General features: G+C 40.4%; 12 protein-coding genes, 2 tRNA genes and 1 pseudogene. 3 read left to right on the top strand and 12 right to left on the bottom strand.

All coding sequences use genetic code 11. The features are described 5' to 3' along the window. The coding region (locus D8847_RS09620) for a transposase (RefSeq protein ID WP_142999096.1) at positions 1-131 on the top strand (131 nt) is incomplete at its 5' end. 84 nt (positions 132-215) lie between these two features. Here D8847_RS09620 and dnaX read toward each other — a convergent pair. The 11 genes from dnaX to parE all read right to left on the bottom strand — a co-directional run bounded on the left by dnaX (position 216) and on the right by parE (position 11,940). Continuing rightward, positions 216-1,871: a DNA polymerase III subunit gamma/tau gene (dnaX, locus tag D8847_RS09615; protein ID WP_125841404.1), complete on the bottom strand. Its 1,656-nt coding sequence runs from the start codon at positions 1,869-1,871 to the stop codon at positions 216-218. Continuing rightward, a complete protein-coding gene (locus D8847_RS09610) occupies positions 1,871-2,368 on the bottom strand; it encodes a GAF domain-containing protein (protein WP_125841403.1) in 498 nt (165 codons plus the stop codon). Before D8847_RS09610 ends, dnaX begins: the two co-directional genes overlap by 1 nt. A gap of 82 nt (positions 2,369-2,450) precedes the next feature. Then, complete coding sequence (rpsA, locus tag D8847_RS09605) at positions 2,451-3,653, bottom strand: 30S ribosomal protein S1 (RefSeq protein WP_001001617.1); 1,203 nt, start codon at positions 3,651-3,653, stop codon at positions 2,451-2,453. A 162-nt stretch (positions 3,654-3,815) separates the two neighbouring features. Then, positions 3,816-3,887, bottom strand: a tRNA-Gln gene (locus tag D8847_RS09600). Positions 3,888-3,895: 8 nt separating this feature from the next. Then, positions 3,896-3,976 (bottom strand) — tRNA-Tyr (locus D8847_RS09595). 49 nt (positions 3,977-4,025) lie between these two features. Then, positions 4,026-4,256, bottom strand: coding sequence for a DUF2969 domain-containing protein (locus D8847_RS09590; protein ID WP_125841402.1), 231 nt, complete (start codon positions 4,254-4,256; stop codon positions 4,026-4,028). A gap of 112 nt (positions 4,257-4,368) precedes the next feature. Then, positions 4,369-5,406, bottom strand: a complete 1,038-nt coding sequence (locus tag D8847_RS09585; protein ID WP_312023095.1) for a branched-chain amino acid aminotransferase — start codon at positions 5,404-5,406, stop codon at positions 4,369-4,371. A gap of 115 nt (positions 5,407-5,521) precedes the next feature. Further along, positions 5,522-8,002, bottom strand: coding sequence for a DNA topoisomerase IV subunit A (gene parC, locus D8847_RS09580; RefSeq protein WP_125841400.1), 2,481 nt, complete (start codon positions 8,000-8,002; stop codon positions 5,522-5,524). A gap of 242 nt (positions 8,003-8,244) precedes the next feature. Continuing rightward, the gene (locus D8847_RS09575; protein WP_125841399.1) at positions 8,245-9,063 is read right to left on the bottom strand and encodes an aminoglycoside 6-adenylyltransferase; all 819 of its coding nucleotides are present in this window, start codon (positions 9,061-9,063) and stop codon (positions 8,245-8,247) included. Between the two features lie 87 nt (positions 9,064-9,150). Continuing rightward, entirely contained in the window at positions 9,151-9,978 is an 828-nt protein-coding gene (locus D8847_RS09570) for a hypothetical protein (protein ID WP_125841398.1), read from the bottom strand. A gap of 18 nt (positions 9,979-9,996) precedes the next feature. Continuing rightward, positions 9,997-11,940 (bottom strand): DNA topoisomerase IV subunit B, encoded by a 1,944-nt coding sequence (parE, locus tag D8847_RS09565; RefSeq protein WP_125841397.1) that lies wholly within the window; start codon positions 11,938-11,940, stop codon positions 9,997-9,999. A 135-nt stretch (positions 11,941-12,075) separates the two neighbouring features. On the opposite strand from parE, the gene plsY reads away from it, so the two are divergent. After that, a complete protein-coding gene (plsY, locus tag D8847_RS09560) occupies positions 12,076-12,717 on the top strand; it encodes a glycerol-3-phosphate 1-O-acyltransferase PlsY (protein ID WP_125841396.1) in 642 nt (213 codons plus the stop codon). Positions 12,718-12,885: 168 nt separating this feature from the next. Continuing rightward, positions 12,886-13,845, top strand: a pseudogene (locus D8847_RS09555) (MFS transporter); the annotation flags it as partial. 120 nt (positions 13,846-13,965) lie between these two features. Here the strand turns inward: D8847_RS09555 and D8847_RS09550 are convergent. Then, on the bottom strand, positions 13,966-14,922 hold the full coding sequence (locus D8847_RS09550) for an ABC transporter permease (protein ID WP_125841395.1): 957 nt from the start codon (positions 14,920-14,922) through the stop codon (positions 13,966-13,968).

Raw genomic sequence — 14,922 nt, 5'->3', positions numbered from 1 at the left:
CCAATAACCTCATCAAAGTCATCAAGCGAAATGCTTTTGGCTTTCGGAACTTTGACAACTTTAAAACTAGAATTCTCATTGCTTTGAACATCAAAAAGGAGAGAACCAATTTGGTCCTCTCCAGGGTATAGCTTTTCATCAACCCACTACAGTTGACAAAGAGCCATAATAAATTGTTGTCTATTCATAAACTTATTGTATCATGAAATCTTTCTTTAGTCTTCCTCTACCTTAACTTTATCAGCCAAAAATTCAAATCCTTCTGGAATCAGACTGTCTTCTGCTTCTTTTTCAACTTGAGAAGATTTAGCTTTAGCTGAAAAGGCCGCTCGAACCTCTTTCCATTCCTCTAAGGAAATCGCCAAGATTTCAGGTGAAAAACCTGCTGCCTGACTGAGGATGTTGCCAAACATGGTATTGAGATTGTCCCGTTTCATGGTTTGCCCTGCATTGAAATTAGACTCAAAGGCTAAAATAGCATGGTGTTCGTTTGCCGCAACTGGTTGAGAACCAACGAGCAGAGCCTTATCCGGACCAGCTAAGCTTTCGATTACTTCTCCCCATGCATTCTGGAGGCGAATCAAGTTTTGCCGTGCCAATTCAGGATTTTCAACAGCTTCTTGTAGGATAGCCTGAACTTTATTACGGTCTACTCGATAGACTGTCTTGGAAGTGGCTGGACGGCTAGGGACTGGCGCCACTTGTTTAGGAGCTGTTCCAACATTAGCAAGTTCTTGTTTGAGACGAGCAACTTCCTGTCTCAGTGCAGAAATTTCTCCTTCGACAGCTTCTGAAAGCACTGGCTCAGACTTAATCTCAGCTAAACGAATGGTCATCATCTCAGCATAAATCTTAGGTTGCAGGCTTGCTTTCATATCTGCCAAGCTCACAGTCGCTATTCGAATCATTTCAAAGAGGCTTTCCTGTGATAAAGCTAGATTGTCCATAAAAACTGGACTATGATGAGTATTTTCGCCACCCGTCTGGACGACCAGTAAATCACGCAAATACTGCAAGAGATCCGTCACAAAACGAGTCATGCTCTTGCCATTCTCAAATAAAAGATTCAAAGAATCAAGCGCTTTTGGAACATCCTGCTGGGACAAGGCAGCTACATAGTCATCTAGTGCTGATAGACTAATGGTGCCTGTAATCTCCTCAGAGATAGCAGTCGTGAGCTCATTTCCCTGTGTCAAACTCAAGGCTTGGTCCAGAATAGACAAGGCATCCCGCATTCCACCTTCAGCTCGTCTGGCAATGATTTCTACAGCATCTGGTTCAGAACTGATATTTTCTTTTTCTAAAATATGATGAATATGTGCCGTGATATCTTGAGTTCGAATCGACTTAAACTCAAAACGTTGGACACGCGATAAAATAGTTGCTGGAATCTTGTGCAATTCGGTGGTCGCCAAGATAAAGACAACGTTTTGAGTTGGTTCTTCAAGAGTCTTCAAAAGCGCATTAAAAGCTCCTGTAGACAGCATATGAACCTCGTCTATGATATAGACCTTATAACGTGCCAAACTAGGAGCATAGGTGGATTTATCACGAATTTCTCGGATTTCATCAACTCCGTTATTCGAAGCCGCATCCATTTCGATAACATCTTCTAGGCTACCTTCTGTCACAGCCTGACAGATATAGCAGTTATTACACGGTTCTCCGTCCACTTGGTTCGGACAGTTCATAGCCTTGGCAAAAATCTTGGCTACACTGGTCTTCCCAGTCCCACGAGGGCCTGAGAAAAGATAGGCATGACTAATCTTTTCCTGCTCAACTGCTTGTTTTAGGGTTTTAGCCACAACTTCTTGACCTACTAGTTGTGAAAAAGTCTGGCTTCTATATTTTCGATAAAGTGCTTGATACATTAGGCTTTCTCCTCAAACATCGTAAAGTCCCATTCTGTCTTCTCAAGCAAAATAGCGACAAATTGTTCCAAGTAATCGCGGTCAATTGCATTATAATCATCAATAAGTGAAGAATCCAGGTCTAAGACACCCAGCAATTGACCATTCTTGAGCATAGGAACCACGATTTCACTCTTGGCCATACTATCACAAGAAATGTAGTTTGGATAGGTGCTCACATCGCCAACTAAAACAGTCTCTTGAAACTCAGCAGCTTCTCCACAAACGCCTTTCCCAAGCGGAATGCGAATACAAGAAACACCACCCTGAAAAGGCCCTAAAACCAACTCGCTACCATCAAACAGATAAAACCCTGCAAATACAGTATTGGGAAAGCGAGATTTTAGGAGGGCACTAGCATTCGAAAGATTGGCAAGAACATTGCTCTCACCTTCAAGTAAATAAGAAAGTTCCTNATTTAACAATTGATATTGTGATTGTTTTTCTGAATCTAACATAGAACTATTATATCAAAAATGAGAAAGAGACAAAAGAAAAATCCCTTGTTTTAAACAAAGGATTTTGTGATTATCAATTTGATTAAAGTTCGATATCACCGAACAAGTCAGCCATTGAGAATCCTGTTTGTGTTTCTGGAAGTTCGAAATCACGTTTTTCTTGACGTTTTGGACGACGTGGACGAGCAGCACGTTTTTCTTCTTTTTGTCCTTCTTCTTGAGCTGGACGTTCTTCAAGAGCTTTGATAGAAAGTGATACACGTTCTGCGTCAGCGTTAACATCAAGGACTTTAACAGTAACTTCTTGACCAACAGTAAGAGCTTCTTTTGGATTTTCGATGCGTTTGTGTGAAATTTGTGATACGTGAACAAGTCCATCGATACCTGGCAATACTTCTACAAATGCACCGAAGTCAGTCAAACGTTTAACTGTTCCTTCTACTACATCACCTTTAGCCAATTTTTGCTCAACGCCATCCCATGGTCCAGGTGTTGTTGCTTTAAGTGAAAGTGATACGCGTCCTTCTTCTTCGTTAAGATCAAGGATCTTCACTTCGATTTCTTCACCAACAGTTACAACTGATTTAGGTGATACGTTACGTTCGTGTGACAATTCAGTCAAGTGAACCAATCCGTCAACCCCACCAAGGTCGATGAAAGCACCAAAGCTAGTGATACGAGCAACTTTACCAGTTACGACATCACCAACAGCCAATTTACCGAATACTTCAGCACGAGCTGCTGCAGTAGCTGCTTCAACAACTTCACGACGTGAAAGGATGAAGCGGTTTTCTTTAGGGTCAACTTCTTTGATTTTAGCATCAAATTCTTGACCTACGAAACGTTCAGTGTTACGTACGAAACGAGTATCCAACATTGAAGCTGGGATAAATCCACGAACACCTTCAAATTCTACTGAAAGTCCACCTTTAACGGCACGAGTTCCTTTAACAGTAACAACTTCTTCTTCGCGTCCTACAAGTTTGTCCCATGCTTTGCGAGCTTCAAGGCGTTTTTTAGATACAAGGTATGTAACTGTATCAGTATCTTTACCAACTACTTGACGAAGTACAAGAACATCCAATACTTCTCCTACTTTCACAAAGTCATTGATATCTGCATCGCGATCGTTTGTCAATTCGCGAAGAGTCAAGACACCTTCAACACCAGTCCCAGAGATTGCAACGTTAGCTTGAGTCGCATCAACTGTCAATACTTCAGCACTAACAACATCACCAGGCTCAACTTGGCTAACGCTATTTAGCAAATCTTCAAATTCGTTCATCTAAAAAATCCTCCAACAATCAAGTTTTTCCAAACTTGACATACTTATAATTTTTTTCCTAAGCACCCGCAAAGACATGTTCATATCGTTCACGTCTTTCAATTATAAAAATAAAATACCCTAAGATATTTTTCTTTTTATCTTGAATTTATTACCTAAGAACTGGGGTAGCTGGATTCGAACCAACGCATGAGGGAGTCAAAGTCCCTTGCCTTACCGCTTGGCTATACCCCATTGATATATGGAGAGAGAGGGATTCGAACCCCCGAACCCGAAGGAGCGGATTTACAGTCCGCCGCGTTTAGCCTCTTCGCTATCTCTCCAATGTTTAACGAGAACTATTATATCATGAAATTTTCAATAAAACAAGTATTATTTTGTCAAATTATAGTTTTCAATCAAAATTTCCACAGCTTTTTCAAGTTTTTTATAAAAACTATCGACATTTCCATTCTTTATGATGGCAAATTGGTCATCTAATTCGGCAATTTCTCCAATAACCTTTTTCCCGATCGTCAAAACGTATCCTTCATAGCTGTCTTTTCCAACAGTCACTTTTGCATCTGTTAATTGGATTTCAATTTTCTTATCTTTTTTACTCATACTTTACCTCTTTTCACTTTTTCTATTGTACAAGAAAAAGCTAAAACTAGCAAGAAAAAACTCCATTTCAGCCCTTACAACTGCTATGGAGCTCTTCTTTATTTCCTGTCTTTTAGTCCACTTTGACAATCCATCCTTCAGGCGCTTCTACATCACCAAATTGGATACCGGTCAATTCATCATAGAGTTTCCGTGTAACAGGACCTACTTCTGTTTCACTATAGAAAACATGGAATTCATCATCATGTTGGATGCCCCCAATTGGAGAGATGACTGCTGCTGTTCCACAAGCACCTGCCTCTACAAAACGATCCAAATTATCAATTGGGACATCGCCTTCAATCGGAGTCAAGCCCAAGCGGTGTTCTGCCAAGTAAAGCAAAGAGTACTTGGTAATAGATGGCAAGATGGATTGACTCAATGGCGTAACAAATTCGTTGTTCGCTGTGATTCCAAAGAAGTTGGCTGATCCGACTTCCTCAATCTTGGTGTGGGTAGCTGGATCTAGGTAGATAACATCTGAAAAATTACGTGATTTTGCCATTTTACCTGGTAGAAGACTAGCAGCATAGTTCCCACCTACCTTGGCCGCACCCGTACCATTTGGAGCTGCCCTGTCGTATTCATCCTGAATCAAGAAGTTGGTTGGAACTAAACCACCTTTAAAATAGTTACCAACCGGCATAGCAAAGATGGTGAAAATATACTCTTCTGCTGGTTTAACCCCGATAATATCCCCAACACCAATCAACAGTGGACGAAGATAAAGAGTTCCACCTGTTCCATATGGTGGGACGTATTCTTCATTTGCACGCACAACTGCTTTACAAGCTTCTACAAACATTTCTGTCGGAACTTGTGGCATCAAGAGACGGTCGCAGGTACGTTGCAAACGCTTGGCATTTTCGTCAGGACGGAACAGTTGAACACTGCCATCCTTGGTACGATAGGCTTTCAATCCCTCAAATGCCTGCTGTCCATAGTGGAGACTTGGAGAAGACTCTGAAATATGCAAGGTTGCATCCTCTGTCAATTCTCCTTGATCCCATTGACCATTTTTGTAGTGAGCGATATAACGGTAAGGTAATTTCATATAAGCAAAGCCAAGATTTTCCCAATCAATTGCAACTGTCATGTGTTTCTCCTTTATACTATTCAAACTATGTGTTCTATTCTACACTTTTCTAGTAAAATTTCAAGTTTTATTTGTAATTTTCTGAAAATTTTTTCAACATAAAAGAAATCAGCCCTTGGACTGATTCTTTTTACGAATTTGTTTTGTCCTCTTTAAAGACTTCTTTGAAGTAAGCATCGAAAACTTCTTCATCTGAAATGGTGTCTGAAATAAAGCTTCCATTGCTAGTACGTTCTGATAGGTTCAAATCTTGCAATCGGCTCTCATAGATTGTTCCCTTGTTAGATTGGACAAGTAACGTTTGGTCGTTTTCTTCTACTACTGTACTAAAGAGATCACCAACGAATCCTTGCTCTGCAACTGCTCCAGCCAAGAAGACACGGTGCGGTTTGTTTTTCAACTCACGCAAGACTTGTAGGCCTCGTTTGGCACGGCCGGTCGCTGGAATTTCCTCAATAGAAACGCGTTTCAAGCTTCCACGTTGGGTTAGGAGGTAGAAGGATGAGGTGTTACAGATAAAGGCAGCCTGAAGTGCATCATCTGCTTTTAGGTTCATAGCCTTGACCCCTGTCGCCTTGGCACCAACAACCGGTACCTCTTCAATATTGAAACGAAGGGCGTAACCGTTTTGGCTAATCAAGAGTACATCATCCAGTTTAATCGGAGCCACTGCTACAATCTGATCTGTCTCGTCTTTGAGCTTAGCATACTTGACAGACTTAGACTTGTAGGTCCGCCATGGAGAGAATTCTTTGCGTTCTACGCGTTTGATTTGACCAAGGCGAGTTGCTGCAAAGTAGGTTGTCGCATCATCGAACTGATCCACGACTTCAACATAAAGGATTTCTTCATTCGTTTCAAAGTTTGTGACAGTTTGGCTCAGATGCTCTCCGATATCCTTCCAACGAATATCTGCCAATTCATGGATTGGTCGATAGATGACATTCCCAAGAGTCGTAAACATCAAGAGGTGCTGGGTTGTCTTGGCAGATTGAACAAAGATTAAACGATCGTCATCACGTTTGCCAATTTCTTCTAGAGTGGATGCCGCAAAGGAACGAGGACTGGTACGCTTGATGTAACCTGCCTTGGTCACGCTGACATAGGTATCTTCCTCTGCGATAAGGCTAGCTGTATCAATCTCGATCACTTTTGCTGTATCTTCTAAAGAACTCAAACGTGGAGTCGCAAATTTCTTCTTAACCTCACGAAGCTCTTTCTTCATGAGATTGTACATAGTCCGCTCATCACCGATAATCGCCGCCAGCATGGCAATCTTTTCACGAAGTTCTGCTTCTTCTTCCTGCAAGACAACCACGTCTGTATTGGTCAAACGGTAAAGTTGCAAAGTAACGATAGCCTCAGCCTGTTCTTCTGTAAATTCATAGCTGATCTTGAGGTTTTCCTTGGCGTCAGCCTTGTTCTCAGAAGCACGGATAAGGGCAATGACTTCGTCCAAAATCGAAATCACGCGGATTAAACCTTCAACGATATGCAGACGTTTCTCAGCCTTTTCCTTATCAAAGCGGGAACGTGCTAGAATCACTTCACGACGGTGGGCGATGTAGCTAGATAAGATTGGAACAATCCCGACCTGACGGGGTGTGAAATTATCAATCGCCACCATATTAAAGTTGTAATTAATTTGTAGGTCGGTGTATTTGAAGAGATAGTTGAGTACAAGCTCTGTATTGGCATCTTTTTTTAGCTCAATAGCGATACGAAGACCGTCACGGTCAGACTCATCACGAACCTCAGCAATACCAGCCACCTTGTTATTGACACGAACATCATCGATTTTCTTGACCAGATTGGCCTTATTGATTTCATAAGGAATCTCAGTGATAACGATTTGTTCCTTACCACCTTTTAGCTTTTCAATCTCAGTCTTGGAACGGACAACCACGCGCCCTTTCCCAGTTTCATAGGCTTTCTTGATTTCGTCACGGCCTTGGATAATCCCTCCAGTCGGGAAATCTGGTCCAGGCAAAAATTCCATCAACTTATCCACCTTGGCAGTTGGATGGTCAATCATGTAGACTGTTGCATCGATAACTTCGGCCAAATTATGTGGTGGAATATCCGTAGCATAACCAGCCGAAATCCCAGTCGAACCATTGACCAAGAGGTTTGGAAAGGCTGCTGGCAAAACAGTTGGCTCTTTCTCGGTATCGTCAAAGTTCCAAGCAAAGGAAACTGTCTTCTTCTCGATATCTTGAAGAAGATAACCAGCAATCTCAGACAAACGCGCCTCGGTATAACGCATTGCGGCAGGCGGATCTCCGTCCATAGAACCGTTATTACCGTGCATTTCAACCAGAATCTCACGATTTTTCCAATCCTGAGACATACGAACCATGGCATCATAGATGGAACTGTCACCGTGTGGGTGGAAATTCCCCATGATGTTCCCGACAGACTTGGCAGACTTACGGTAGCTCTTGTCAAAAGTATTGCCATCCTTATTCATCGAATAAAGAATACGACGCTGAACCGGCTTGAGTCCATCTCTAATGTCTGGCAAAGCCCGGTCTTGAATGATGTACTTGGAGTAGCGACCAAAGCGCTCCCCCATGATGTCCTCTAAGGACATATTTTGGATATTACTCATATAGGATACAGAGCCCGTAAAATACAAAGTGAAAATAGGAAATTCTTAAAGCGAGCGATGCTAACTAGAAAATTTATCTTTTCACACAGCATTTAGGGCGTGTTCAACTCCTTTCAAAGAATATAGAGTAGGTTTTGTAGAATAAAGGATATTTTACGGAAATTAGTACCGTGTTCAGTTACGATAAATAACCAAACGACCCTTTCTGTAGTTTAATCTTTTAAATTAAGGTCTTTATTTAGTTAGCGATTAATCAGTCTCTCCTCAGCATACTGAATCATCTTCTCAGCTACTTCCAAATCATAGTCAAATCCCATCTTTTGAGCAAGGGATTGAGCTTCTTGGTGGAAATATTTCATTGTAGCAAATAAAGACTGAGTGATTTTGTCTAAACTGGAGAAATCAAGCAGATTTGAGAATTCCTTTTCTTTATCAGTAGGTAAATAGTTAAAGAGATACTTGTAGTTCTTGCCAATATCAATCGTCCTCTTATCAGCTGCAACTTGCCAAGCCAAGACCTTTAGGAGTTCTTGTTGACAAATCCCGTAGAGATGGTCCGTCCCATAGATGAGTTGCTTACGACGAATACCCTTAACCACATAGGCTGATACCCACCAAAATTCATTGCAGGCTTTTTCAAAATCTGTCTGACTAGCAGGACTTGTCCAGTAACGTTGAGGATTTGGAGAATAGGGCACAAACAAGCCTTTCTCATCTTGCAAAACTGTATAATCAGCTTCACTATCCACCCACTCTTGAATATACTCCGTAGGACAGAGGGTCAAATCAATCCGATTTCCATCTTCAAATAGCATCAGATAAAGTCGACGGTTGCCTAGGACATTATGCTGCTCAATGATACGAGTGCCAAACTGGTCTAACCAAGAAAGGTCACTCGTCAGATTATCTAAGTCGTCCACGACATAGATCACGTCGTAATCCTGAAACTCATCTTTTGGTGCTTTTGGATTTGTCCGTGAACCAGACATGGCGACAGCCTCGACTTGGAGCACTTTTGCGGTTTGAAAAATTAAATCAAGCATTTCGGGTTCAGTTCTCATATTAACACCTGTTCTTTATTTGATATTACTGTCTATTAGCATACTATTTCTCAAGTTAGATTAGTTAATCAATTATAACAGATTTAGCTATCCTTCTCTCAAAGTTTTTAATTTCGACAAAATTCTAGATTCATCTATGCTTAAAATAACAAATAAAGTCGAAGTATAGATGTCATCGTACCATTGTTCCAATTCATCATCAGCCAAATCAAGATGATATTGATTTGAATTATTGTGCCTTAAACCAAAATTATTATACATTTCAAAAAGTTTTTCAAACGCGATAACCTTTTGATTGTTAACTTTCATAATATCTTTTAATTCTTCAGAATAATTTAGTTCTCTTCTAAACGGTTCAAGGTAGTTCGCTAAAGCAATAAGTATTTCTTTCTTACGCTGAATATTTCCCTTATTTGAAAAATGATTATATTCTAAAATTTTTATCGCATCTTCAATACTAGTTTCAGATACAATCTGAGAAACTTCCGAGGCATAGACATTCTTTTCAACGATGATCTTGGCACCATTTTCTAAAGTAATCAGTTCATGATTTGATAATTCTAGAAATCGAGTAATATTATCAAATATAATTTGAACAAACTCACTCTCTTCCTCAGTAAATTTTTCCGCAAGATTACAAAAAATATCGATTAAGAACTCAGAGAAAGCAAATAGTTGTTCAGTTATATTATAGATATTCAATCCAACAAATTCTACCATTTGTGAATAACTGGTAAAGGTTGAACGATTAGGATAATCTAAGAAATTATCAGAAATCGCACTATTTAAACTTGTTTCATAATAGCTCCTCTTGAAATTTCTCTCCATTTCCAGTAAATCCATCAAATTTTTTAACTCTCTCTGTGGATCAAATTCCATCCGATTCAAAATATCAAAATAATTCTGTCTCGCCATAATATTTCCTATACTATATTAAAACACTGTCGCTTCTTCCAGCGTAAACTTGACATTATCTTCAATCCACTTGCGGCGTGGTTCGACTTTATCTCCCATGAGAACATTGACACGGCGTTCGGCGCGTGCTAGATCTTCGATCGTGACACGGATGAGAGTGCGAGTTTCTGGATTCATGGTTGTTTCCCAGAGCTGATCCGCATTCATCTCACCAAGACCTTTGTAGCGTTGAAGGGTAGCGCCTTTACTGAACTTCTTGCGGAGTTCTTCTAGTTCTCCGTCCGTCCAAGCATAAGCTACTTCTTCTTTCTTGCCTTTTCCTTTTGACATCTTGTAAAGAGGTGGAAGGGCGATATAGACATGTCCCGCCTCAACTAGCGGACGCATGTAGCGGTAGAAAAAAGTTAAAAGAAGAGTTTGAATGTGGGCACCGTCGGTATCCGCATCGGTCATGATAATGATTTTATCGTAGTTGGCATCTTCAAGGGAGAAGTCTGCACCCACACCCGCACCGATGGTATAAATCATAGTGTTGATTTCCTCATTTTTGAGGATATCCGCCATCTTGGCCTTGGCTGTATTAATAACCTTACCTCGAAGAGGCAAGATGGCCTGAAACTTACGGTCACGACCTTGTTTGGCAGAACCACCGGCAGAATCTCCTTCGACCAGGTAGAGTTCGTTCTTTGCAGGATTTTTAGACTGGGCTGGGGTCAATTTCCCAGACAGCAAGCCTTTGTCTTTCTTGTTTTTCTTACCATTTCGGCTCTCATCACGTGCCTTACGGGCTGCCTCACGGGCATCACGCGCCTTGATAGCCTTCCTAATGAGATTGGAAGCCAGTTCTCCATTCTCCATTAGGAAAAAGGTCAACTTATCAGATACTATGCCATCCACAACAGGACGAGCCAGAGGACTTCCTAGTTTGTCCTTTGTCTGCCCCTCAAATTGGAGGTGTTCTTCCGGAACTAGGATAGAAAGAACGGCTGCTAATCCCTCACGATAATCGGAACCTTCTAGGTTTTTATCTTTTTCCTTGAGAAGTCCCGTCTTACGCGCATAGTCATTCATAACCTTGGTAATGGCAGACTTGAGCCCAGTCTCATGCGTTCCGCCGTCCTTGGTACGAACGTTATTGACAAAGGATAGAATGTTATCAGAGAATCCATCATTGTACTGAAGGGCTACTTCCACTTGGAAACCATTGTCTTCCCCTTCAAAGTACAGAACTGGTGTCAAGGTTTCCTTGTCTTCGTTCAAATAGGAAACAAAGTCCTGAACTCCATTTTCATAATGGTATTCAATCGCTTCATCTGTTCGCTTATCTGTCAAAGACAAGGTCACATTTTTCAAGAGAAAGGCTGACTCATTAAGGCGTTCTGAGATGGTATTGTACTTGAAGTCAGTCGTAGAAAAGATACTGGCATCTGGCATGAAGGTGACTTTGGTACCTGTCTTAGTCTTGGGTGCTGTACCAATTTTCTTCAAAGTCGTGGCAGGTTTTCCACCATTTTCAAAGCGTTGCTTATAAACAGCACCATCACGAGTGATTTCTACTTCTAGCCAACTAGAAAGGGCATTAACAACAGAAGACCCCACCCCGTGGAGACCTCCAGATGTCTTATAACCCCCTTGACCGAATTTCCCTCCGGCATGGAGAATGGTAAAGATAACCTCTACGGTTGGAATTCCCATGGCATGCATACCAGTCGGCATCCCACGACCATGGTCCTCTACTGTTAGACTTCCGTCTTTATTGATAGTTACATCAATGCGGTCACCAAATCCAGATAAGGCCTCATCGACTGCATTGTCCACTATTTCCCAGACTAGGTGATGGAGACCCGCACCGTCGGTCGAACCGATATACATCCCCGGACGTTTACGAACCGCATCCAACCCTTCTAGCACCTGAATGGCGTCATCATTGTAGTTATTAATATTGATTTCCTTTTTTGACACAAGGAACCTCCTATTTGTTCATCTTTTCTATTTTACAGGTTTTCTAGGGATTTTGCAAAGTTTTTCCCTTTCAGCTGTCACAATTTTAAAGGATATTCTCATCATTTCTACACTATTTCATGGTATAATGGGTATATGATGACATTTGTATTATTAATTTCAGCTTATCTACTAGGCTCAATCCCTTCTGGTCTTTGGATCGGACAAATCTTCTTTCAAACAAATCTGCGAGAGCATGGTTCTGGAAATACTGGAACAACCAATACTTTCCGTATTTTGGGTAAGAAAGCAGGTATGGCAACCTTTGTAATTGACTTCTTTAAAGGAACCTTGGCCACTCTGCTTCCAATTCTTTTCCACATACAAGGTGTATCACCTCTTGTCTTTGGACTTTTGGCTGTCGTTGGACATACCTTCCCTATCTTTGCAGGCTTTAAAGGTGGTAAGGCTGTCGCAACCAGTGCTGGGGTTGTTTTCGGATTTGCGCCTATCTTCTGTCTCTACCTAGCAGCCGTATTCTTTGGAACCCTCTATCTCGGTAGTATGATTTCCTTGTCTAGCGTTACTGCTTCTATCGCAGCCGTTATCGGAGTTCTCCTATTTCCACTATTTGGATTTATCCTAAACAGCTATGACCCTCTCTTCATTTTGATTATCCTAGCACTTGCTAGCTTGATTATCATTCGTCACAAGGATAATATCACACGTATCAAAAATAAAACTGAAAATCTTGTCCCTTGGGGATTAAACCTAACCCATCAAAATCCTAACAAATAAAACGCCAGTTTTGAACTGGCGTTTAAAGATATTCAATTACACTAATATCCTAGTGTGATTCTTATTAGATATACTTTTTAAATAATAACTTTCATGGGGGAAGATGTAGATGAAAAATATAATTAGTGATCGTATATCAAATAAGCAAATTATAAAAGATTTTATTATATCTTATATCTAGTAATTCCATTTGTAATACTCCACTCTATTACAGTCAATATAAGTGATACTTGTTATTCAGCCTCAATTCATGAATTAGTAAATGATAAAAAAATTCAAAGATTAAGTTCTGTTACACAGACTGCCATTGCAATTGCAACCATGCTTTCTCCAGCTATTGGAGTCATTTTTTATGGTTGGTTAGGTTTTGCAGGTTTTATTCTAATTGAAATCTTTGCAAACCTCCTCTCTTTAGGAGTTCTACTTAGTATGAAATTTTACTATGAATATAACGAGCAAGAGAACAAGGCTACGAATTGTAAAAATCCTCTGCATGGAGTCAAAGAAATCATTCAATTTCTTAAAGAAAATCAAATTGTAAAATACATTATTCTTGTAAGTATTATCCTCAATTTTTTCTACACATCTATCAGTATTGGGGTGCCATTTGTAGTAAAAGAACAACTTCTGTTAGGTAACTCGACAGTAGGAATGCTTGAAACTATGGCAGCAGTAGGAATGCTTTTAGCCAGTATTTCAATGTCACTATTGCCAGATAAGAAAGAAAACAACATCTTACTCTCGAGTAAGATAACCATGCCACTTGTTCTCTTAACTATGGCTATTATTGGTTTAGGCATCACATTTGCATCAACTAACTCTCAAATTATTATTTCTTTTCTTGGTAGTATATTTATGGGAATCATTGCGTTTACTCTTGTTGTTTTAAATATTATTGTGATGACTTACCTTCAAAGTACCATCGAAACAAAATTTTTAGGCAGAGTAATGAGTACTTTATTTACACTAAATACATCTATCATGCCGATAGGTACCATAGTATTCACTTATCTTTTTCAAAAAGAAGTGAATGGAGGAGTGATATTCATATTCGGGGGAGGAACCCTACTAATATATATAATTATAATGTTACCTAAAATTTTTAGAATACTAAAAATTGAAAACTAAGTTTAATTAGAACTTAAAATTTAAGAGCTGCTTATTCGCTATAATTTACTATCATATATTTCAAAACTGAAATTTTAAAAATAGAAAACGCCAGTTTGAAACTGACGTTTTTTTGTATGCTTATTTTGACTTGATGTAGTTGATACCGTCTGCCTTTGGTGCGACTGCTTTTCCAAAGAAGGCTGCCAAGACAAGGATGGTCAAGACATAAGGGGCGATTTGAAGGTAAACCGCTGGCACTCCTTGTAGGAAAGGTAATTGAGAACCGATAACTGCCAAACTTTGTGAAAGTCCAAAGAAAAGACTAGAAAGCATAGCACCGATTGGGTTCCATTTACCAAAGATCATCGCAGCAAGAGCGATAAATCCAGGACCGACAATAGTCGTTACTGAGAAGTTGACAGAAATTGATTGAGCATAAATCGCTCCCCCAATTCCACCAAGGAAACCTGATATGATAACCCCAAGATATCGCATCTTGTAGACATTGATTCCCAAGGTATCCGCTGCTTGAGGGTGTTCACCGACAGAGCGAAGGCGAAGACCAAAGCGGGTCTTGAAGAGGATAAACCAAGCAAGGAAAGAGAAGGCAATCGCGATATAACCTAGCAAACTTGTTGACTTGAAGAAGATATCTCCAATCACTGGGATATTAGCCAAAACTGGGAAATCAAAACGTCCAAAGGTCTGACTTAAGTTATCCGTTTGTCCTTTGTTATAAAGAACCTTAACCAAGAAAACTGCTAGGGCAGGAGCCATCAAGTTCAATACTGTACCACTGACAACATGGTCCGCACGGAAATGAACTGTAGCGACTGCATGAATGAGGGAGAAAATAGCTCCCACGATACCGGCAACTAACAAGGAAATCCAAGGAGTCGCTGCTCCAAGTTGTTCTGCAAACTCAAGGTTAAAGACAACCCCAGAAAAGGCTCCCATAACCATAANTCCTTCAAGGCCGACGTTAACGACACCACCACGTTCAGAGAAGACTCCTCCAATACTCGTAAAAATAAGTGGTGCTGAGTAAATCAGCATAGAAGAGACCAAGAGGGTGAGTAATGTTGTAATAGACAT

Origin of the sequence: Streptococcus mitis (assembly GCF_003942795.1) — a bacterium.
Classification (GTDB): domain Bacteria; phylum Bacillota; class Bacilli; order Lactobacillales; family Streptococcaceae; genus Streptococcus; species Streptococcus mitis_BJ.
Note: the sequence above shows the minus strand (reverse complement) of the source record. Positions and strands in the feature narration are given on the sequence as shown.